The 21,692-nt window shown below is 60.9% G+C and carries 19 protein-coding genes and 2 pseudogenes; 13 read left to right on the top strand and 8 right to left on the bottom strand.

What is annotated here, in order from left to right; all coding sequences use genetic code 11:
- Positions 1–228: 228 nt before the first annotated feature.
- The 5 genes from ABIE33_RS34105 to ABIE33_RS34085 form a co-directional block, all read right to left on the bottom strand.
- The gene (locus ABIE33_RS34105; protein ID WP_429133331.1) at positions 229–1,362 is read right to left on the bottom strand and encodes a CobW family GTP-binding protein; all 1,134 of its coding nucleotides are present in this window, start codon (positions 1,360–1,362) and stop codon (positions 229–231) included.
- Between the two features lie 2 nt (positions 1,363–1,364).
- On the bottom strand, positions 1,365–3,671 hold the full coding sequence (locus ABIE33_RS34100; protein WP_429133314.1) for a xanthine dehydrogenase family protein molybdopterin-binding subunit: 2,307 nt from the start codon (positions 3,669–3,671) through the stop codon (positions 1,365–1,367).
- On the bottom strand, positions 3,668–4,150 hold the full coding sequence (locus ABIE33_RS34095; RefSeq protein WP_429133312.1) for a (2Fe-2S)-binding protein: 483 nt from the start codon (positions 4,148–4,150) through the stop codon (positions 3,668–3,670). The genes ABIE33_RS34100 and ABIE33_RS34095 overlap by 4 nt, the downstream gene beginning before the upstream one ends.
- Entirely contained in the window at positions 4,147–5,010 is an 864-nt protein-coding gene (locus ABIE33_RS34090; RefSeq protein ID WP_429133311.1) for an FAD binding domain-containing protein, read from the bottom strand. The genes ABIE33_RS34095 and ABIE33_RS34090 overlap by 4 nt, the downstream gene beginning before the upstream one ends.
- A gap of 62 nt (positions 5,011–5,072) precedes the next feature.
- Positions 5,073–6,464 (bottom strand): nucleobase:cation symporter-2 family protein, encoded by a 1,392-nt coding sequence (locus ABIE33_RS34085; protein WP_429133309.1) that lies wholly within the window; start codon positions 6,462–6,464, stop codon positions 5,073–5,075.
- A gap of 160 nt (positions 6,465–6,624) precedes the next feature.
- Here ABIE33_RS34085 and ABIE33_RS34080 point away from each other — a divergent pair, with 160 nt between their 5' ends.
- The 9 genes and pseudogenes from ABIE33_RS34080 to ABIE33_RS34040 all read left to right on the top strand — a co-directional run bounded on the left by ABIE33_RS34080 (position 6,625) and on the right by ABIE33_RS34040 (position 16,679).
- Complete coding sequence (locus ABIE33_RS34080) at positions 6,625–7,521, top strand: LysR family transcriptional regulator (RefSeq protein WP_429133307.1); 897 nt, start codon at positions 6,625–6,627, stop codon at positions 7,519–7,521.
- A gap of 188 nt (positions 7,522–7,709) precedes the next feature.
- A pseudogene (locus ABIE33_RS34075) lies at positions 7,710–8,468 on the top strand (aldolase); the annotation flags it as partial.
- A 221-nt stretch (positions 8,469–8,689) separates the two neighbouring features.
- Positions 8,690–9,985 (top strand): amidohydrolase family protein, encoded by a 1,296-nt coding sequence (locus ABIE33_RS34070; protein WP_429133305.1) that lies wholly within the window; start codon positions 8,690–8,692, stop codon positions 9,983–9,985.
- A 66-nt stretch (positions 9,986–10,051) separates the two neighbouring features.
- A complete protein-coding gene (locus ABIE33_RS34065; protein ID WP_429133303.1) occupies positions 10,052–11,029 on the top strand; it encodes a BMP family protein in 978 nt (325 codons plus the stop codon).
- A gap of 69 nt (positions 11,030–11,098) precedes the next feature.
- Positions 11,099–12,193 carry an ABC transporter permease gene (locus ABIE33_RS34060; RefSeq protein ID WP_429133301.1) on the top strand — a complete coding sequence of 365 codons (1,095 nt, stop codon included), beginning with the start codon at positions 11,099–11,101 and terminating at the stop codon, positions 12,191–12,193.
- 80 nt (positions 12,194–12,273) lie between these two features.
- Positions 12,274–13,206: an ABC transporter permease gene (locus ABIE33_RS34055; RefSeq protein WP_429133299.1), complete on the top strand. Its 933-nt coding sequence runs from the start codon at positions 12,274–12,276 to the stop codon at positions 13,204–13,206.
- A 5-nt stretch (positions 13,207–13,211) separates the two neighbouring features.
- Positions 13,212–14,744, top strand: coding sequence for an ABC transporter ATP-binding protein (locus ABIE33_RS34050; protein ID WP_429133297.1), 1,533 nt, complete (start codon positions 13,212–13,214; stop codon positions 14,742–14,744).
- A gap of 57 nt (positions 14,745–14,801) precedes the next feature.
- Complete coding sequence (locus ABIE33_RS34045; protein WP_429133295.1) at positions 14,802–15,698, top strand: LysR family transcriptional regulator; 897 nt, start codon at positions 14,802–14,804, stop codon at positions 15,696–15,698.
- Positions 15,699–16,310: 612 nt separating this feature from the next.
- Positions 16,311–16,679 carry a hypothetical protein gene (locus ABIE33_RS34040; protein WP_429133293.1) on the top strand — a complete coding sequence of 123 codons (369 nt, stop codon included), beginning with the start codon at positions 16,311–16,313 and terminating at the stop codon, positions 16,677–16,679.
- 80 nt (positions 16,680–16,759) lie between these two features.
- Here the strand turns inward: ABIE33_RS34040 and ABIE33_RS34035 are convergent.
- Positions 16,760–17,675, bottom strand: a pseudogene (locus tag ABIE33_RS34035) (non-homologous end-joining DNA ligase).
- 120 nt (positions 17,676–17,795) lie between these two features.
- Between ABIE33_RS34035 and ABIE33_RS34030 the strand changes: the two are divergent.
- Positions 17,796–18,002: a hypothetical protein gene (locus ABIE33_RS34030; protein ID WP_429133291.1), complete on the top strand. Its 207-nt coding sequence runs from the start codon at positions 17,796–17,798 to the stop codon at positions 18,000–18,002.
- Positions 18,003–18,195: 193 nt separating this feature from the next.
- Positions 18,196–18,384, top strand: coding sequence for a hypothetical protein (locus tag ABIE33_RS34025; protein WP_429133289.1), 189 nt, complete (start codon positions 18,196–18,198; stop codon positions 18,382–18,384).
- Positions 18,385–18,752: 368 nt separating this feature from the next.
- Here ABIE33_RS34025 and ABIE33_RS34020 read toward each other — a convergent pair whose 3' ends face one another.
- On the bottom strand, positions 18,753–20,195 hold the full coding sequence (locus tag ABIE33_RS34020; protein WP_429133287.1) for a DUF1254 domain-containing protein: 1,443 nt from the start codon (positions 20,193–20,195) through the stop codon (positions 18,753–18,755).
- A 405-nt stretch (positions 20,196–20,600) separates the two neighbouring features.
- On the opposite strand from ABIE33_RS34020, the gene ABIE33_RS34015 reads away from it, so the two are divergent.
- Both ABIE33_RS34015 and ABIE33_RS34010 read left to right on the top strand, forming a co-directional pair.
- Positions 20,601–20,792: a hypothetical protein gene (locus tag ABIE33_RS34015; protein ID WP_429133285.1), complete on the top strand. Its 192-nt coding sequence runs from the start codon at positions 20,601–20,603 to the stop codon at positions 20,790–20,792.
- Between the two features lie 40 nt (positions 20,793–20,832).
- A complete protein-coding gene (locus ABIE33_RS34010) occupies positions 20,833–21,099 on the top strand; it encodes a hypothetical protein (protein ID WP_429133283.1) in 267 nt (88 codons plus the stop codon).
- 71 nt (positions 21,100–21,170) lie between these two features.
- Here the strand turns inward: ABIE33_RS34010 and ABIE33_RS34005 are convergent, their stop codons facing one another.
- Positions 21,171–21,581, bottom strand: coding sequence for a DUF1515 family protein (locus ABIE33_RS34005; protein WP_429133281.1), 411 nt, complete (start codon positions 21,579–21,581; stop codon positions 21,171–21,173).
- Positions 21,582–21,692 lie beyond the last annotated feature (111 nt).

Raw genomic sequence — 21,692 nt, 5'->3', positions numbered from 1 at the left:
ATCGACATCGCAGCCTCATCTTCCAACAGACGGTGAGCAATTGTCGGTGCTTCTACTCGTCTTCAAAGGAACCACTTCGCGTGATTTCTGTCAACCCAAAAATCGCGCTAAGCTATTATTTTTAAATAGCTTTTTTTGAGAAAACAGCAGCAACCGCCCGCGCTGGAGGTGCGCGGGCGGCTCAGACAGAAAGGCTTACGCAGGCGCCGTCCGGCGGGAGACTCGCTGCTAGGGCACCAGGCATGCACGCAAGTTTCTGTCGATGCTGACACGGTCGAGATTGCGGCCGATAAACACGAACTTCGACTTCCGCTTGTCTTCACCCCAGGCGTGGTCCGGGCGGAAATCGACAAGCTTGTGCACGGCCTGGAGCACAAAGAAACGGTCGTCGCCGGCAACGGAAACGATGCCTTTGGTGCGAAAAATGTCGCCACCGTGCTCGCCGAGATAGTCCTTAAGGAAACCTGCGAGCTTCTCGCCATCGAAGGCTTCGGGATAAACGAAGGAATGGGAATTCACCGTCGCGTCATGCTGGTGCGGCCGCAGAGCGGATGCATGCGCGCGGCCATGGTCATGGTCGTGATGATGGTGCCCATGGTCGTGATGCGGATGCTCGCAACAAGGCTCCTTGCAATCATAATGATGATGGTGATCAGCGCCGTGATCGTCGTCCATGTCGATGTCGATGATTTCCGCCCGCTCGCGCACATAGGACGGCCGGAAGCCTTTGACTCCGAGGATGTTGGAGAGATCCACCTTGCCGTAGCTGGAGCGCAGGATAGGCGCCGTCTGGTTGAGCCTGCGCAGCGAGGTTTCCAGCGAGCCGAGAGCTTCCTCCTCGGCAAGGTCTATCTTGTTGACGAGGATGCGGTCCGCCGCGACGATCTGATTGACCGCCTGATTGTCGCTGCCGTCGAGCACTGGATCGTACAGGTGCTGGTCGATATGCATCGCATCTACCAGCGTCACGACGGCGTCGAGCTCCACCTCGTCGGCCACGCTGCGGTCTACGAAGAAGGCGGTGGCGACCGGCGTGGGGTCGGCAAGACCCGACGTCTCGACGATGATGTGGTCGAACTTGTCCTTGTGGCTCAGGAGCTTCTTCATCACGTCGATCAAGTCGTTGCGCACGTCGACGAAGCAGCAGATGCAGCCGTTCTGCATCTGGAAGATTTCCTCGTCGGAAGCGAGTACCAGATCGCTGTCGACGTCGACCTCACCGTATTCGTTCTCGATCACCGCGATGCGATGGCCATGACGCTCGGTAAGGATGTAGTTGAGCAGCGTCGTCTTTCCCGATCCGAGGAACCCGGTAAGGATCGTGATTGGGAGTTTCTGCTGGCTCGCAGGCTCGATATGCATGTTCATGCGCACTTCTCCCTCAAGGCTTTGAGAACGTCTTCCGGAGTAATCGGATAGTGGTGGAAGCGAATGCCGATCGCGTCGTGAATGGCATTGGCGATGGACGGCCCGATCGCGATGATCGGATCCTCGCCCACACCCTTGGCGCCCCAAGGGCCGCCCGGATCGGGCGCCGCCTCGAGAATGATCGTCTCGATATCAGGCATGTCCATGGAGAGCGGCATCTTGTAGTCGACGAGGCCGGCATTGAGTGAGCGGCCGGTCTTCTTGTCGATCAGGTAGTCCTCGGTCAGCGTATGGCCGATGCCCTGCTGGATGCCGCCTTCGATCTGTCCCTGCGCGGCGATCGGATGGATCACCCGGCCGACATCGTGCACCGGCACGACACGCCTGACCTCGACGATCCCGGTTTCCGTATCAACTTCGACCTCCGTGAAGTGCGCGGCAAAGGAATAGGACTTCGTCGGTTCGTATGTGCCGTTGCCGACAATGTTGGCGGCGGGAATTCCGCGCGAAGGCCCCATGGCTTCCGAAACCGTCATGGAGCGGTCGGGTTCGGCGCTGACGAAGACCTTGCCATCGCAAAGGTCGATCTCATCAGACGAGACCTGCAGCTTCATGGCTGCCCGTTCGAGCACGGCGGCGCGGACCTTCCCGGCGGCCATCTTGGCGGCGGTACCGACCAGATAGGTCGTATGGCTGGCGAAGGCGCCGATGTCCCATGGAACCACATCCGTATCGCCATGGATCACGCCCACGTCCTCGAAGCGCACGCCAAGTTCTTCCGCAATGATCTGCGCAAGTGCAGTGTGCGCGCCAGTGCCGAGGCCGGCCGCACCGGTCAGCAGCGTCACCGTGCCGTCCTCGTTGATCTTCACGGTGGCGTTGCCCTGCTCCTTGATGCCAGGGTAAGCGGACGAGCCGTGCATTTCGCAGCCGATGCCCCATCCTTTGCGGATGTGCAGGCGCTTCGGATCGGGCGTGCGGTCGCGGTTCCTGAGGCTCTTCCAGTCCAGCACGTCGATGCCGTGCTTGAGGCAGATTTCAAGTCCGTGGCCGATGATCGGATGGCCGGACGGCGCGATGTCGCCCGCACGCACGACGTTCTTCAACTTCAAATCCGCCGGATCCATACCGAGCCGCTCGGCCGCTTCGTCCATCTGGATGTCGAGCGCATAATAGCTCTGCACCACCCCGTAGCCGCGGAAAGCGCCGTTGATCGGGGTGTTGGTATAGATGCAGCGCCCTTCCAGCCGCACGTTCTCGCAGCGATAGAGCGAGGTGGCGGCAGTGGTGCCGACGATCGTCACGCCCGGACCGTGCGAACCGTAGGCGCCGGAATCATAGACCAGCTTCATGTCGCGGGCGACGAGCGTGCCGTCGTTTTTGAACCCCTGTTTCAGCCAGATCCTGCAGGGATGGCGAGAGCGACCAGCCACGAATGTCTCGTGGCGCGTGAACTCCATTTTCACCGGCCGGCGGGTTTCCTTCGCCAGAAGCGCACAGAGAAACTCGTGCTGGAAAAGGTCCTGCTTGGCTCCGAAACCACCGCCCATATGATCTACGAGCACGCGCACCTTGGTGAGTGGCAGGCCGAGCACTTCGGCGAGGATGCCGCGGACCATGAAGGAGGTCTGGGTCGAGGTCCAGAAGGTCAGCTTGTTGGAGCCGTCCCAGTCGGCGATGCAGACGTTCGGCTCCATGTAGGCCGGATGCGGCCGCCCGCCGGCAAACGTGCCCTCGAGAACGAAATCCGCCTCGGCAAAACCCTTGTCGACATCGCCGCGGTTGACGCGCACAGGGTCGAGCACCAGGTTGCCGCCGGGGCCGACGTCGTGGATCAGTGGCGCGCCCGGCCGCGCGGCGTCCTCCGGTTCGAAGACGGCCGGCAGGGCTTCATATTCCACCTCGATCAGGTCGAGAGCCTCGTCGGCGATCTCCTCACTGATCGCGGCAACCGCGGCAATGCCCTCGCCCCAAAACCGTACCTTATCGTCGAGGATGTACTGGTCCTTGGTGCAGGAGGCCGAGCGCGGATGCGGCGAGCCATAGTGCAGAACGCGCGGCACATTCTCATGGGTCAGCACTGCCTTGACGCCCGGATAGGCGAGCGCCTTGCTGACGTCGATCGCTTTGATGCGTGCATGGGCGATCGCCGCGCGCTTGATCTTGCCGTGCAGCATGCCGGGGAGCTTGATATCGCCGGTATACTGCGCCTCGCCCGTCACCTTCTCGAGCACGTCGTCGCGCTTGACGCTCTTGCCGACGATCCTGAACTCGCGCTGTTCGATAGGGGTGGTCATGTTCATGGTCTTGCAGCCTCCATCTCGCGCGCGGCGGATCTGATCGCGTCGAATATCTTGGTGTAGCCGGTGCAGCGGCAGATATTGCCGGAGAGCCCGAAGCGGATTTCCTCGTCGGTCGGGTGCGGATTGTCGTCGAGCAGCTTCTTGGCCATCATCAGGATGCCGGGCGTGCAGAAGCCGCATTGCGAGGCGCCGTACCGCATGAAGGCGTCCTGCAGGGGATGCAGCGCGTCGACACCCGGCTGGAGCCCTTCGACCGTCTCGACCGAGCGCCCCTCCGCCTCCACGGCGAGTATCAGACAGGCGTTGACCGGCTCGCCATCGACGAGCACCGTGCAGGCGCCGCAGTCGCCGACGTCACAGCCCTTCTTCGAACCGGTGAGACCGACGTCGTCTCGGAGCGCATCGAGCAGGGAGCGGCAGCCATCGACGGCCATCTCGCGCGCCTCGCCATTCACGGTGAATTCGACCATGCGTTTCATGCGAAAGTCTCCAATGCCTGTTGGATGGCGCGGCCGGTCAGGACGCCGACCATGTCGCGGCGGTAGTCGGCACTGGCGCGCACGTTGCTGATCGGCGTGCACTCTTCCATCGCCTTGTCGGCGGCATCCTTGACCGCTGCCGCGTCGAGCTTTGCGCCGCGCAATATGGCCTCGGCTTGCGGCGCGCGCAGCACGGTCGCGCCCACCGCACCGAGCGCGATGCGGATGTCGCTGCAGACGCCATCCTCCATCGCGAGGCTGACGGCGACGCCGACGGTGGAAAGCTCCATCGCCTTGCGGCGACCGTGCTTGAGATAGGCCTTGCCGATATTGTCGCCTGCTGGCGGCACGGTGATGCCGGTAACGATCTCGCCCTTGGCGAGAACGGTCTTGCCGGGGCCGGTGAAGAACTCGGCGATCGGCACTACGCGCATGTTGGTGCGGCTGTAGATGTGCACGAAGGCGCCGTCCGCGACCAAGGGCGGAATGGTATCGGCCGACGGCGAGGCGCGACAGATATTGCCGACGACGGTTGCGCGGTTGCGCACCTGAATGGAACCGAGCGAGGCAAGTGCCGAGCGCAGGTTAGGATATCGCTGGCGCACCAGCGACAGGTTCTCCAGGCGTCCGACGGTGACCAGCGCGCCGAAGGTCAGTCCGCGCGTCTCGTCATAGGTGATGTCGGACAAGCCGGGAATCTGCTTGATGTCGACGACGTTGCGCACGCGGCGCAGCCGTTCGCGGATCTCGACCAGGAGATCAGTGCCTCCGTTGAACACAAATGTGTCGTCGCCGAGTTCGGTGAGAAGACGGGAGGCATGCTCCAGCGTTTCCGCCCGATGATAGTCGAAGCGTCTCATGGAATCCTCTTGGGTTCGGGGGTTCCGGCAGCGCAGGGCCGCCGGACTAATCGAGTTGCTCTCTAGGCAGGGTCGGCAGCCGGGGTGCCGTCCGCGAGTTCGGCCTCCTCCGGCTCTTTCGCCGGAACGCCGTTGAAGAGAATGTTGAGCAGCGCTGCCGCGAAGGTGCCGACGAGCACGCCGCTGTGCAGGAACTTTTCGATCGTCGCGGGCAACTGGTCGAAGATGTTTTCGGCGACGACCGGCACCATGGCGAGGCCGACGCTGACGGCGACAATGTAGAGGTTGCGCCGATTGGCTACGAAATCCACCTTCGACAGGATTTTTACGCCTGTCGCCGAGACCATGCCGAACATCACGATGGCAGCGCCGCCGACGACATAGCTCGGGATCGATGCGCTGACGAAGGCAACCTTCGGCAGCGAGCCGAGCAGGATCAGGATGACGCCGCCCGCCGCCACCACGAAGCGACTGAGCACGCCGGTGATCTGGAGAAGGCCGACATTCTGCGCATAGGTCGTATAGGTGAAGGTATTGAGCAGGCCGCCGATAATGTTCCCGACACCGTCGGTTCTTAAGCCTCGGGTCAGTTCGGCCCGGGTGATCTTGCGACCGGCCATGTCCCCGACCGCTAGGAATTGTCCTGTCGATTCGATCATCATGACCGTCATGACCGCACAGAGCGACAGGATCGACCAGAACTCGAAGATCGGCCATCCGAAGGCGAGCGGGTGAATGATGCGAACCCAGTCGGCCTCCGCAACGCCGTGGAAGTCCACCTTGCCGGCAGCGATCGCGATCACGAAGCCGACAACGATGCCAAGCAGGACCGCAAGATTGGCCATGAAGCCCTTGAGAAGGCGGGTGAGCAGCAGGATCGACAGGAGCACGATGGCGGCGACGGCGAGCGCGAAGGGCGCGCCATAGGCGGGGTTCGGGATCATGCCATCCGGGCCCTTGATCATCGGCTGGCCGCCGGCCGCCCAATTCACCCCGACGCGCATCAGCGAAAGCCCGATGACCAGCATGACCGTGCCGGTGACGACAGGCGGAAAGAAGCGTACCCAGCGGCCGAAGAACGGCGCGACCAGGACGGTGAATACCCCGGAGCCTATGACGGCGCCAATGACGCCCGGCATACCGAGATCAGGGTTGGTGCCCGTCGCGATGATCGAGGGCACGGCGGTGAACGAGATCCCCATCATGATCGGCAGGCGAATGCCGACGTTCCAGATGCCGAGCGCCTGGATGAGGGTTACGATGCCACAACAGAACAGGTCCGCGCTGACGAGCATCGCGATCTGTTCCTTGGGCAAGTGAAGCGCGCTGCCGACAATGAGTGGCACGGCGACCGCCCCGGCATACATGACGAGAACGTGTTGCAGGCCCAGAGCCATCAGGCTTGGGATCGGGTACATCTTTTCGACTGGATCCGTCGTATCGGGCTTACGCATTCGCTTTCCTCCCAGCGAACAGCTTCCGGCGCGGTGGGGCATCTTGGCCTCATGATCTTTTAACCGCACGCCGTACACCGAGGATCATGCGGCTGGCCAAATCAGCAAACAATCGGCACAATTAGATTTATTCATATAATAATTGAATGAATGGATCGCGATGGACATCACGCTAAAGCAGCTTCGGGCCTTCGTCACCGTGGCCAACCTCGGACAATTCACGCTCGCGGCGGACAAACTCGGCTCGTCGCAGTCGGCCGTCAGCACGCTCGTGCGCCAGCTGGAGCAGAACCTCAATCTGCGCCTCTTCGACCGTCACACGCGACTTCTGCGCCTCACGGAGGCGGGCACGGACATCTTGCCGGTCGCAGCACGCGCCGTGGCCGACATCGAAGGCATGGTGGAGAGCTCGCGTGAACTGAATGCGCTCCGGCGCGGCAAGGTGTCGATCGCAGCCGGAACCGTACAGGCGGCTCTGATGCTGCCGCAGCTCGTCAACGCCTTCAACAAGCTCTACCCCGAGATCGCCGTCGCCCTGCACGATGTCGCGGAGAAAGCCGTATTGGAACAGGTCGCCAACAGCTCGGTGGATCTCGGTATCGGCACGGTACCGGAGGACGACAGCGAACTCATGGGCACCCGGCTTACGACCGACGAATTCCTCGTCGTCCTCCACCCTGACGATCCGCTCGTCAAGCTGACCGAGTTGCGGTGGACCGACCTTGTCGACCGCAAGCTGATCGGCCCGCAGCGCGGCAATCCGATTCGCGACCGCCTGGAGAACGAACTGGCGCGCAACGGCATCGTGCTGCCCTTCGACAAGACGATGCAGGAGGTGGCGCTGCCGCTGACAATCATCGGCATGGTCGAAGGCGGTCTCGGCGTCGCGATCATGACCTCGGCGGTCACGCGCCTTGCGACCTCCATGGGCCTCGTGGTGCGGACGCCGAAAGAGCCGCACATCAAGCGGGAAGTAAGCCTAATCCAGAAGCGCGCGCGTTCGCTCTCGCCGGCCGCCCGGCGGTTTCGCGACTTCCTGCTGAAATCCGTGCACTAGAGAATCAGCGGTTCCACATCTCGGGCCACCGGGCCGCAATTGACCGTGCAAGGCTTCGAGCGTTATCTGGTGGCGCTGCTGGACCGCGATGTCGCGGGCAGGCAGGGCGCGGCGGCTCGACGCTGCGCGCGGCGGCCTCCCGGCCAGCCGCCGCTCCCAGCCCACGCAAGACCAGAAGCTGCACCGATACGGACCGTAACAACCGGCCCGACATTTCCGCCGACGCCGTCCGCACGGCGAAGGAAGACCTCGCCGCCTGCTTCCGCATGGCGGCGCGCAACGGTTTCGAGGAGGGGATCTGCAACCATTTTTCGGCGGTCGTGCCTGGCCACGACGATCTCTTCATCGTCAACCCCTACGGCTATGCCTTTCGCGAACTGACGGCGTCAAAACTTCTCGTGTGCGATTTCAATGGCACCGTCATCGACGGCGAAGGGGAACCGGAGGCGACGGCCTTCTACATCCACGCCGAGATTCACCGCCGACTGCCGCGCGCAAAAGTCGCCTTCCACACGCACATGCCCTATGCGACCGCGCTTTCCATGACCGAGGGGGCGCCGTTGATCTGGGCTGGCCAGACGGCACTGAAGTTCTACGGCCGCACCGCCGTCGACGAAAACTACAATGGTCTTGCACTCGATCACCAGGAGGGTGCGCGCATCGCCGCGGCTGCCGGCGATGCGGATATCGTTTTTCTGAAGCACCATGGCGTGCTGGTTCTGGCGCCCACGATCGCCGAAGCCTGGGACGACCTCTATTACCTCGAGCGAGCGGCCGAAGTGCAGGTGCTCGCCATGTCCACGGGCAGAGAGGTCTCGCCGGTCGATCCGGCAATTGCGGAGGCGGCCTACCGGCAGATGCGCGAAGGCGATCCCGAGTCCGCCCAGGCCCATCTCGCAGCCATTCGTCGCCAGCTGGATGTCGAGGAACCGCAGTATCGTCACTGATTCTTGGGCGGCTGTCTGCTCTAAGCGATGGGCTTCAACCTCGGCCCATCGCTGATGCAATACCTTGATTGGGCTTAGGTTTCTCATTGGCTGCTTGTACTTGCATAAATTCTGGGCGCCCTTAATTATTGCGATTTATTTATCAAACAATTGAAATAATGAATTTGTTTGAATTAATCGCCCGTGCTTAGTCTTGCGCCATAACAAGAAGGTGGGACGAAATGGCACGTGACAATCCAACGGCGTCGCTCGCAAAACTGACCCGCGGTCAGTCCTTTGCTCTCACGGGAGGAAGCGTCATTCATGACGACGGCTCGCAGTTGGTAAGCGACATCATCGTCGGCGCCGACGGGCGCATCGCCATCGCTGAGCCCTTTCTCGATATCGGTTCCTGCAGCGCCCATGTGGATATTACGGGCATGCTCGTTTCGCCTGGTTTCGTCGATGCGCACCAGCATCTCGACAAAACAGGCGTGCTGCGCTTTACCCCCAATCCGTCAGGCACGCTCCAGGGCGCCCGCGAAGCCTTCGCGAAATATGCCCGCACCGCCGGCCCTGACGACATTCACAAGCGTGCAACGCGCACGATCGGGCGATGTCTTTCCCGCGGCACGACCGCGATCCGCAGCCATATCAACGTCGACAAGGATGCCGGCTTCCACGGCATCGAGACGCTGGCCGCCATTCGCGATGCCGAAAAGCACCGCATCACGCTTCAACTGGTCGCCTTCATGACGCCCCATCCCGGCCAGGACTTCGAGTGGCTGGGCAAGAACATCGACGGCGCCGTCGCGCTCGCCGATGCCGTCGGCGGAACGCCCGCCGTTTCCGAGGACCCGCCGCGTTATCTCGACATCTTGTTTTCCGCGGCAGTGAAGTCCGGCAAGCCGGTCGATCTGCATCTCGACGAACACCTCAATGCCGGGGTGCATCTCCTCGACGCCGCTCTCGATCGCGTGGAGCGCTTCGGCATGCAGGGGCGCACCGTCTTCAGCCACGTCTCGGTGTTGAGCGCCCTGCCCCGCCGGGACTTCCAGCGGATAGCCGAGCGCCTGCACAAACTGGAAGTCGGCGTCGTCACGCTACCGGCGGCAAACCTCTACCTGCAAGGCCGCGACTACGAGATGCTACCGCCGCGCGGGCTGACGCGCGTCGCCGAGCTGTATCGTGCCGGCATCACCATCGCCACGGCCTCGGACAATATCCAGGACCCCTTCGTCCCGACCGGCTCGGGCGACATGCTGGAAATCGCCCGCTGGACGCTGCTTGCCGGCCATCTGCGTGGAGACGAGCTCGCCGCCGCGCACAGCATGATCACGGCGGCCCCTGCCCGCCTGATGGGCCTTGGCAAGGACTATGGCCTGAAGCCCGGTGCGCGCGCCGACTTCGTGGTCACCGACTGCATCGATACCGATACGCTGGTTGCCGGCGGACCGGATCGGGCTTTCGTCTTCTCGAATGGTCGCCTGGTCTCGCAGAGCGCCACCGAAAATATCCGCCTGAAGGAGGACGTATAAAAGGGAACGGCTGCTCCGGGGGGATTGGGACTTCAATCGAATGGGAGGAATGAAATGAGAACTGAAATGTCACGTCGTTTACTGCTTGCGTCCACTCTCGGAATGGCCCTGACCGGGATGCTCCGGCAGGACCTCGCCCATGCCGAAGACTTCAAGATGGGCCTTCTCGTGCCCGGTAGCGTTTCGGAAGAAGGATGGAACCGGATCGGTTACAACGCGCTCAAGGGCGTGGAGGAACAGCTTGGCGCCAAGATCAGCTATGTCGAGCTGCAACAGAACCCGGCCTCCTTTGAGAAGGCGTTTCGCGACTATGCCAGCCAGGGTTACAAGGTCATCCTCGGCCACGGCTTCGAGTTCCAGGACGCCGCGCGCGACGTCGCTCTCGACTACCCGGACACCTATTTCCTGATCTCGTCGAGCGCGATCCACGAAGGCAACGTCATCGGGCTCAACACCGATACCAGCCAGCCTTTCTACCTGATGGGCGTCATCGCCGCGAAAATGGGCGGCAAGGCCGGCCTTGTCGGCGGCATGGAAATCCCGCCGATCCAGCAGGCTTTCGCCGGCTTCAAGAACGGCGCAAAAAGCATTAATCCCGACTTCCCGATCAGCGAAGCCTATATCGGCAACTTTACCGATACGACGGCCGCCAAGGAGGCGGCATTGAGCATGATCTCGCAAGGCGCGGACTTCGTCGTGCCGAACGCTTCCGGCGCCACCGTCGGCGGGTACCAGGCCATCGCGGAATCCGGACCGGACGTGCGCTCTTTCTCCATCTTCAGCGATTTCACCGAGGTCGCGCCCAACAACATTTTGGGACTCTACGTTGCCGACTACGCCCAGGGCGTGGTTGAGGTGGTCCGCTCGATCAAGGAAGGCCACCCGCCGGCGGAGAACGTCGTTTTCGGCCTGAAGGATCCAAAGGTCATCTCGTTTACCTTCCGCGACGACGGCCCGGTCTCAGTGCCGGAGGATATCCGCGCCGAGGTGAAGGCGATCAGCGATAAGATCGCCGCCGGCGAGATCAAGACCGGCGCAGAATAGCCGGCTCCATGCTGCGGCAGGTTGTCCGGCCGCAGCCCTCCCGCCTCACACCAACATCCGGACGGACCCATGGCTGAGATAAACCAGGGAGTGCGTGAGACCGTGAATTCTCAAGCAGCCCAAGCCTTCTATCGGGCACTCTCGCATGCCGCGATCAGCGCCCTGACACCTATTGCGGCGGTTCTCGTCGCTCTCGCCTGCGGCGCCGCCCTGCTCTGGCTCAACGGCTTCAACGGCAGCGACATTGTCACCGTCATGGTCTTCGGCTCGTTCCAGGACATGCGTTCGGTCGGAGAAATTCTCCTGAAGGCGACACCGCTCATCCTGATCGGCGCAGGTCTCTGCGTTGCCTTCCGCTGTTCGATCTGGAACATCGGCGCCGAAGGCCAGCTCTATGTTGGCGCGATCGCCGCAACCCTTGTCGGCACCAGCATCGACGGCCTATCCGTGTGGGTGCATGCGCCGCTCGTGATGCTGGCCGGGGCGCTGGCGGGTGCCGCCTGGGCCGGCATTGCCGGCTACCTGAAGGTGCGCTTTCAGGCGAGCGAGATCGTCACCACGATCATGCTCAACTACATCGCGCTCATCCTCACAAGCTATCTCGTCACCGGACCGATGCGCGATGCGAGTGCAGCCTACCCGCAATCGGCCAGGCTGGTGCGTGAAGCCTGGACACCACGCCTGGTGACCGACATGCGGCTCCATATCGGCATCCTCGTCGCGGTGGTTCTGGCCGTGGCGCTCTACATCTTCCTGCGAAGAAGCAGCCGCGGCTTTGCGCTGCGCGTCGTCGGTCTCAACCCGCATGCCGCCCGCTATGCCGGCATGAACGTCGCACGAAACGTGATGATCGCCATCTGCATCAGCGGCGCGATGGCCGGGCTTGCCGGCGCTTTCGAAGTGGCGGGCGTCACACGCAGGCTCTATCAGAACATCTCCCCCGGTTATGGCTTCGAGGGCATCGCGGTGGCGCTGCTGGCGGGCAACAATCCGTTGGCGGCAATCCTCTCGGGCGGCCTGTTTGCGACGCTGCGCTCCGGTTCGGAAGTTCTCCAGATCACGTCGCAGGTCCCGCAGGTCCTGGTGCTGGTCATCCAGGGCATTGTCATCCTCTCGGTCGTCGCCTTCGCCAAGTTGCGCGATATCCTCAGGATCGTGGCTTGAAAGCATGGAAACTCCCGCGCGGCCCGGGGCCGTCGGCGGGAAAACAAAACCTTTGGCGACATTCCTAGAGGGTATATCCGATGGACGACATGATGTTCCTCACCTTCCTCGCGACGCTCGCCGGCGCCGCTTGGAGACTTGCCACACCCCTCATCTTCGCCTCGATCGGAGAGGTCTTTTCCGAGCGCGCGGGCGTACTCAACATCGGGCTCGAAGGCACAATGCTCGTCGGAGCATTCTGCGGCTTCGCTGCCGCCACGGCCACCGGCAACATTCCGCTCGGGCTTTTGGCCGGCGTTGCCGGTGGCATGGTGTTCGGGCTCGTCTTCGCCTTCTTCACGATCACCATCAAGGCGGATCAGATCGTGGTGGGCGCAGCACTCAACCTGCTCGGCATGGGCCTGACGGCCTTCCTCTTTCGCACCTATTACGTTTCGACCGGCAAGGGCATCGAGATCGCCCAGCCGATTCACATACCGTGGCTGAGCGACCTGCCCTTTCTCGGCGAGGCGTTCTTCCGGCAAAACCTGATCGTCTATTCGACTGTACTGGTCGCCATACTCGCCACCCTCGTGCTCTACCGCACCTCCTTCGGCCTGACGCTTCGCGCCGTCGGCGAGCACCCGAAGGCCGTCGACGTCGCCGGTCGCAGCGTGCTTGGCTATCGCTACGCCGCCGTGCTCGTCGGTACCGGACTTGCGGGGCTCGGAGGCGCATTCCTGACGCTCGGCCACTCCAACCAGTTTGTCGAAGGCATAACGTCCGGTCGCGGCTTCATCGCCCTTGCTGTCGTGGTCTTTGCCCGCTGGTCGCCGATCGGGGCCTTTTTCGTGTCGCTGCTCTTCGGCCTCTTTTATGCCCTGCAGCTCATGCTCCAGGCGCAGGCGTCCATCGTCGTGCCCTATCAGGTGCTGCAGGCGCTTCCCTACATCATGACAATCGTCACGCTGGTCGTGTTCCGCGGCAAGGGTGCCGCACCCAGCAAACTCGGCCAGCCCTATGAGATAAGGTGATCGATATGTCGACAAGACCCTTCCTGCGCATCGACAACATCCGCAAACGCTTCGGGCCCATCGTCGCTAGCGACGGCGTAACCCTCGAAATCGAGGAAGGCGAGATCCACTCGCTGCTCGGCGAAAACGGCGCCGGCAAGAGCGTGCTGATGAACATGATATGCGGCATGGTCCGGCCGGATGAAGGCGATATCGTCTACAAGGGGCACTCGGTGAACTTCGCCAGTCCGCGCGACGCGATCCGCCAGCGCATCGGCATGGTGCATCAGCACTTCATGCTGGTGCCGAACCTCACGGTGGCGGAAAACTACATCCTCGGCCAGGGTTCGGCGCTCACCGTCATCTCCGACATGGAGAAGGTCCACCGAGAGATCCGCGAGCTTTCCGAACGCTACGCCCTCGACGTGCGTCCCGACGCAGTCGTCCAAGATCTCTCGGTCGGTGAGCAGCAGCGGGTGGAAATCTTGAAGGTGCTGTTCCACGGCATCGACCTGCTCATCCTCGACGAGCCGACCGCCGTTCTCACCCCGCAGGAGACCGACCGTCTCCTCTCCCTGATGGGCGATCTCGTGAAGGATGGAAAGACCGTCGTCTTCATCTCGCACAAGCTGGACGAGGTGATGCGCGTCAGCAATCGCATCAGCGTCATGCGCGACGGGCGCGTCGTACACACGGTCAAGGCGGGGGAAACGAATGCGCGGGAGCTCGCCCGCATGATGGTGGGCCGCGACGTTCGCATGGAGCTTCCGCGCAACCCCGAGCCCTCGGGTCGTATCGTACTCTCAGTTGAAAACCTTGCCTGCCGCGCCGAGACTGGTCTTCCGGCCGTGCGCGGCGTGAGCTTCGACGTGCGCGCCGGCGAAATCGTCGGCATCGCCGGCGTTTCCGGCAACGGCCAAACGGAACTCTCGCTCGCGCTTTCCGGCCTGCTGCCCGTAGACACCGGGCGCGTCGTTCTCAACGGAAAGGACGTAACCGGTCTCGATCCCGCCGCGATCAATGCCAGGAGCTTTTCCCACATACCGGAGGACCGGCACAAACATGGCATCGTGCTTCCACTGTCGCTCAGCGAAAACACCATCCTCCAACGCTACGACCAAAAACCCTTCGCGACGGGCGGCATGCTGAACGGCCGGGTGATTGCCGAGCACACCCGCGACCTGATCAAGCGTTTTCGCGTGAAGAGCCGGGACGAGAACCAGCCGATCGCTGCGCTGTCAGGTGGGAACCAGCAAAAACTGGTCGTCGCGCGGGAGCTGGCGCGCAATCCCGATTTCATCCTCGTCAATCAGCTTACCCGCGGCATCGATATCGGCGCGATGGAGTTCGTGATGGAGGAGATGCTGAGGCAGCGCGACAGCGGTCGCGCCATTCTGCTGATCTCCACGGAGCTCGAGGAGCTGTTCGCAATCTGCGACCGCATCCTGGTGATGTTCCACGGCGCGATCCTTGGCGAACTGCCCCCGGACCGCACTCGTCTCGACGAACTCGGCCTGCTGATGGCCGGCAACAAGGAACAGCCGGCACTTGCGGGGTAGACAAGCGGAGATTTGGCAGGCTTTGATGGGGGCAGGACAACGGGAGGCCGCGCGTACATGAACATAACGCTGCGGCAACTCAGGGCCTTTATCGCAGTGGCCGAGCTCGGCCAGTTCAACATCGCAGCACGCAACCTCCATCTCACCCAGTCCGCGGTCAGCATCCTCATCCGCGACCTGGAGACGGAGATCGGCGTGCGTCTCTTCGACCGGCATACCCGCATGGTCTCCCTCACCCTTGTCGGCCAGGAATTTCTGCCGCAGGCGCGAAAGATCCTGAAGGACCTGGAACTTGCCGTCGGCGACGTGCGCGACAACGCCATGCTGAAGCGCGGCCAGGTGACGATCGCCGCGGCGATCGTGCTTGCCGCCACCATCGTTCCGCCGATCATTGCGCGCTTCCTGCGCATGTACCCAGAGATCTCCGTCAATATTCGCGACATGCCCGAGGAACAGATCACCCCGGCGCTCAAGCGCCACGAGGTCGACATCGCCGTCGGCACGCTCTCCGAGGAGGATCCGGAGATCACCGCGACGGCCTTGCTGCGCGACAAGCTGATGCTCGTTTGCCGGGAAGATCACCGATTTGCAAAGCGCAAATCCGTGCGTTGGGCACAACTCAAAGACGAGACCCTCATTACGCTTGCCGCCTCCAATCCACTACGCAACATCGTCGAGCACAATCTTATCCGCGTCGTCCCGAACTATCGGCCAAAGTATGAAGTGCGTTTTTCGACGACCGCGATCAGTATGATCGCCGCCGGGATGGGTGTTTCGGTGCTGCCGGAGAATTCCGGACAACTCGCCTCGGCCATCGGGATAACCACAATCGATCTCATAGACCCCATCGTCATGCGCGACGTCTCGCTCCTTCAAAGGCGCCATCACAGCCTTTCGCCCGCTGCCGAGCATCTGAAGGCAGCTTTCATCGCCAGCGTTGCAAGGGACATTTGAGCGTTTCGACAAAGCCATAAGACGCTCTACCCGCGTGCTCGTCGCTCGCGATGAGAAACCCCGACCCCTCTTTCCCGCGTGAGTTCACCGTTCAGATGAAGGCTCGGCAACGTGGAGAGAAGCGCGTTTCTGATATTCTCAACGAGCCGGAGATGTTATCAGCAGACGCTTTTGCAGCCGAAATCGGCGTCACGCGCGAAACCGTGAACAAAAAGCGTAAGCGGCACGAACTACTTGGGTTAGAAGGGCCAAAGAGAGGGGTTCGTTTCCCCGCTGGCAGCTCAACGATCGAGGAGAGCTTCTTTCCGATTTGCCATCACTGTTCGACGTCTACGGGGATCGTCCGTGGGCAGTATACCGTTTTTTAGTAGCCAAGCATCCGGAATTGGATGGTCGTAGTGGTCTCGACGCACTCAGGTCGGGCGAAGTCAAAAATGTCATCGAGGTGGCCAAGTCAATCGGTTCGGGCGCCTTCGCTTAACCCTCACAAAAAGCTCACCCGCTACGCGCAAGACGTTTGCGTCCAAGTTCTGGAGATCTCAGTTGCGAAAGAAGGCAGTATTTGGCGCCGGCTGTATATGAGTAAATATTCTGACCCACTCGGATTTGGGTATGGCCCGAGTAGGTTCAGTGATCCAGAAGTGGATGGTGCGCCTCCGCACCGTTTTGGCGTCGTGTACTTTGGCAGCACCGCGCTTGCCCGAAGAACCTAAGCCCCAATACAGATGGGTGCTCACATGGCCCGGCGAGGCCGAGCACGATTTTATCAGCTTCGATGGCGATCAGCTCGTCAACAGGATCTACGGCGTCGACCGCTCTCCGCTAAACGGCAGATGGAAATGGCAGGTAGGCAGATTCCGAGGCATTCGGGAGCGCGTGATGCCGCACAATGGTTGGGCCAATACCGCGCGCCAGGCTGCGGCGAAGACCGAGGACAACTATCGCGAAACGATCGAGCGGAACGCAGCATACGTTCGCTAACCAGAGCAGGAACAATCGCTGAGTGGGCACGTTTTAGAAAGACCCCCACGAACTCCACATTCTAGGCCCCTCGCAGGGGCCTATTTTTTCAGCTCGAAAACATCGTCATTATCGGCTAGCTCGCGCATGAATAAAGGGTGTCGCAGCTTTCCGTCGCTGGTGATCTCAGTTTAGGTGACCTCGGCAACAAAGGCTGGCTGGCAGAACACAGCGTTCTTGCGCTTGAGCGCGACCGCGGCACCTTCGCCGGCATGGCTGACAGTTGCTTGCATAGGTCGCGCGCCATCTTGTCGGTAAAGCCCGTGCCGACCAGCTCGCCGCCGTGATCTGCGGCCAGCAACAGCCGCGAGATCGCGCCAGGCGCTTTGGTCGACGATTCGAACCCACCGACAACAAAGTTGTCGCTCTGTATGGCAGCGCCCTCACCTTCGATTTCCTCCGAGACGCGAATGATAGACGTCCCCTCTTCGATCGTCTCTTCCAGGATCATCCGCCGTTCTCGCTGATCCATGCCGCGCAGGTCATGTCCGTCCAAGTGGAGAAGGTCGAAGGCATAGAACAGCGCCTCGCTGGCGACACGTTTGCCGCCCCTTCCGCCGAGCGCCGCCTGGAGCATGCCGAAGCTCGAGCGGCCGACATCGTCGAGCACAACCGCCGCGCCGTCGAGGATCATCGTCGATGGGCCGAGCGCCTTGGCTGCCGCTTCGATCGTCGGAAAACGATGCGTCCAGTCATGACCGCCACGCGTTAGGATGCGCACGCCACTCGGCTCGACATGCACCGCCAAGCGGTAGCCATCCCATTTGATTTCGAATGCCCAATCGCCTGCGCACGGCACTTTCTCGACAAGCAGCGCGAGGCAAGGTTCGACGCGGTCCGGCATGGGACGAAGGGCAGACGTGGCTGATCGGGATTCCGTGGCTTATGCGGTCGCCCGCGCCGCACGGCGTCCTCGTGAAGCAAGTGTTTCTGGCGCTTTGGAGGTGTCTTAGCCAACCCTTTTTAAGCCACAACCGAGTTAATGAGTCACGCTGGAACTTTTTGCCCGAAAACCGATTGATGTGATCCCAGCAGCACCGCGAAGCGCTGCCGCCACCACAACATCGAGAGCACGCCATGCATCACGAAGACACGAGAGACCAATTAAGCAAGACGGTTCGGGGCTGGAATAAGCGATATGATCTGGAAGAGTTCATCCGGGCACACGGGCTCCAACCTCTCGCCGCACGCGAGCTGTTCGAGCAATTTGGCCCCTACAAAGTCGACCTCGATCGCAAGGTTTCCGAGCTGCGATCGCGAGGACAATCAACTGCCGAACATTGATCACACCAGTGGGAACAACTGAATGATCGGGTGTTTCCGTTGAACATCATGCTCGACCCGCCAGGCGGTCGCTTCTCCAATCCGGCGGCCGTCTGGATCCCCTCAAATTCAGAGTTGTATCCACTGAGCGAGGGCGCATAATCAATAGGGGCAGACGTCGGCCTATTCCCCCAGGCCGACTAGGGTAAGGGCTATGAGCAAAACCTTGGGCTCTCGAAACGAGATCATCCTTCCTGACGAGTTCGCACAGATTGAAAGCGTCTTTCACGAGCTATTGGAGGAATGGGACGTCTCGCCGGAAGCGAACAAGCCGACAAGCTCGCCGCCGGCCTCATTAGTCTCTACCAAAGCGGAATTCACGATTTCCGGGCACTCAAACTGATGATGAAGCCGTAAACGAGCGGTCGAACGTCAAGTGCAAAAAAGCGGCCTTCCGTTGGGCTTGAGGTTGCGGATGGAAGGCCGCGAGTAAGGTCATCGGAGTGCCAGTATAGGCCTATGTTGGCGAGAAGTCCCGATCACACTTTGCCGATGATTGCGAACACGATGCGCCAGATCGCGAGCGCGAAAACGCTGCGCCAAGTAGCCTCTCCTTTGCGTGATCCCCATATCCGGCGGCGACAGTACCTTTTTACGGCCGGCTGGAATCAATCAATCATCCTGGGCTCTTCCGCAGGGCCATAGGGTCGAGCCCCGGAGCCGGCCGCAAACGTGCCGCATCCGAGGCCAGATCCATTGCATTCATGCTCGTTAATCGGTCTTTGTCGCAGCCGGCAGGACCCACGATCCGTCGAGGATTGACGGGTTTCCCTCTTTCGGCCAGTACAGCCGCATCATCAGAATAAACTTGCCTTTGGGGGCAGGTAGCCAGTTCGACTCCTTGTCTGCGCCTGGAGACTCGTGCTGGATGTAGATATCGGTCGATCCGTCAGCATTGGCTTTGAGGTCCTGACGCGCGCTGATTGAATACCGGTTCAGCGGGTTATCAACGAAGAAGTATCCCGCGTCATACATCGTGATTGACCAGAACCCATTTGCCGGGGGCAGATGCCCCTTAGCAAAGTTGATCACATAATTTTCGGAGCCGTTATAGTCGCGAGCAAACAGGCCACTGCCAGACTTCGTACTCGTCGGATAAATCGCATCCTGCGGGCGGTTGGCGCCAAGCCCGATGGCGGTGATCAGCGCGCGTTGCACATAATCCGTCCCATAGAGACCCGTTTTCGTCGTGTATGCCCACCCGTTGATGTCCTCGACGTCGCCACCACTATCCTTGAAGTGCAACATAATCCGCGCGTACGCGATCTGTGGAAGTCGCTTCTGGAGCACGACATCGAGTTTGCTCTCGTCGAAATCCTGGCCGGGTATGATCCCGATGGTGGCCAACCGCTCTAAAAGTGGGGCATCGGCCGCAGCGGGTGGATTAGTCTTCAGCAGCTCGCAGAATAGTTTGAAGTAGGCGACGGCATCTAGCGCATTGACCTGCTCACGAACGGCGGTCTTCATGTCGATAGCTGGGTCGGTCTTGCCGGGAGGCGGGGTGTAGACGGTTCCGTAGCCACTTAAGGGAACGAGCTTCACTTCATCCTGAAGCTTGTGGACTTCCGTATAATCCTCAGGTGTCCCGGTGCAATAGATGCGTCCGAGCAGCCACACCATGCTTGTCGGTGATTTGTACTCGGTCACCCCTTCAGGCAGGGTCCCCGTCCACCCCGGTCCGGTGATCGCATATGTCTGCGCACCCGTTCCCGTTGTTCTCTTTCCGGGCACCTCAAAGACGTTGGTCCAGCCGTCAAGCATTGGGAAAAGCGCGTAGCGATCGCCCAGATCTGGAAGACTCAAGATATAGGGTTCCTTGGCGACATCGAAGAAACCATAGGTGTAGAGAGTATCTGCGTTGGGCGCCGTTACGTCGCGGAAAGAGGCGTCCGGATAGGCACGCAGCCGACCAATCTGCCCCATCGGCGCCTTGGTGCCTTTGGGTTCCGCCACGTTTGTTATCACTCGGCGGGTATACTCCATGGTGACCAGCGGGTAGGCATAGACGTAGGCCTCTAGCGCTGTCCAGAACTCGGTCCGTCCCAGCAGTTCGTCGCCCATCGAACCGTCCTGCGCAACAACAGGACCCGCTATCATCCCCATAGCAAGACCCGCACATGTAGAGGTCGTGAATCCTCGACGCGAAATAATCATGTTTCCCTCCGAACCCTGATCGCGTGTATTCGCGACGGGATGCTAACTCAATGCGGGAGTAAAATCGAATCCGAAACTTACCGTAGAAACTAGTCTGAACTTGGCGTCGACAGCGCCATGACCATGATTGGCGGGCGACCTCTGGGGGGTCCGCAACCAACACCGCCAGGCACACGAAAGCGCGCCTGAACCCGCGACAAGGGGAAAAGTTCCGGTATCGGACTTCAGTCCGGCTCGGCTTTGGCAAAGGTCTGAGGTCGATTGTTACGTCATCGCGTCGCCCCATATTTCTCAATCAGCCCATGCCGCTGAAGACCCTTACAAGAATGTGTCATGGGTGGGTAACGGCTCCAGAGCGGTTGTCCGTCCCTGCTGCTCTGGGGCTGGTACCAATTGGAGGAGACCATGGGAGATATCAGGATGTACGAAAGACCCAGATATGGACAGCCGGAAAAGACCGCATTCACCGGACTGCCGATCGGCGTGATGCTTCTTTCGGTCATAGCGATTGCCGTTTACCTGTTCGTTGGAGGCGAAATTCTCGACAACAATGGCCGGGATGTCGCCGTGTACCTCCCCCCGGTTGAGGCGAAATAACTATTTAGCGCCCAAATAGCCGGGACGGCCGGAGGCGAAAATGAGCTTGTTAAAGCTGGGGCGGGCTCGCCTGGGGATGGCGCCACCGCGCCATCGTGGCGGATTGCTCGCTACCAAGGACCAGCGATTGGACGACCTCTTTGAGTGCTACGCGCTGGCATCAACGACACTAGATAATCTTCAACGCGAACTTCCCCGTCGAGAGGCGCTGATCGAGGAATACCAGGAAATTTGCCGCAACCTGCAGGCGGATGTCGTCGAACTGCTTCCCCTGCTAGAGGCGCGATGGCTTCAGCGAAGCTTGTAGCCGATATCCGGTTTGGGTGGCATCTCACCTTTGGACAGCGAGGAAGCCGAAGTGCTTGCGACCCCGGCTGATCAGCCTTTTTCAAAGTGGCATCCACGATCACGAGGCGCTGAAGCAGTTGGCCGTGTATCTCTTATCGAAGGAGCCGTCTGGCAGCGCGCCATCACAAAGGCTTGGAACAATTCTCCGCTTTTGTGGTTATATCTGTGCACGCACAAAAAGCGATCCAGATGATGATCCGTCGGGATCGTGTGCAGGGATGACCTCCGCCCAAAGGAGGTCATCCTTCTAGGCTCCGGGCGCTTGCTTCTAAACCCTTCCCTATGATGACGAACTCGTGCTTCGGCGAAACAGACACCGAGCGCCATCGCAGGGATACCAGTTACGCCCAGTGCGCCGGTACCCATCAGTTTCCATCGCTTCGTCGGTGAGAGGCTAGCTCGGTTACCGTGGTACGCAGTCCTACTCAATTTAGTGGCCATGAAATCCAGTCTCTACTGTCAGGCGACATGTAAAACTGGTCCGGTAGCGACACCTAAAACTGGTCCCTCTTTCAGACCTTAGGAGGGACTAATGGACGTTGAGACAGGTAC

The organism is Ensifer sp. 4252 (genome assembly GCF_050434565.1).
Classification (GTDB): domain Bacteria; phylum Pseudomonadota; class Alphaproteobacteria; order Rhizobiales; family Rhizobiaceae; genus Ensifer.
This window is presented reverse-complemented; position numbering and strand designations above follow the sequence as displayed.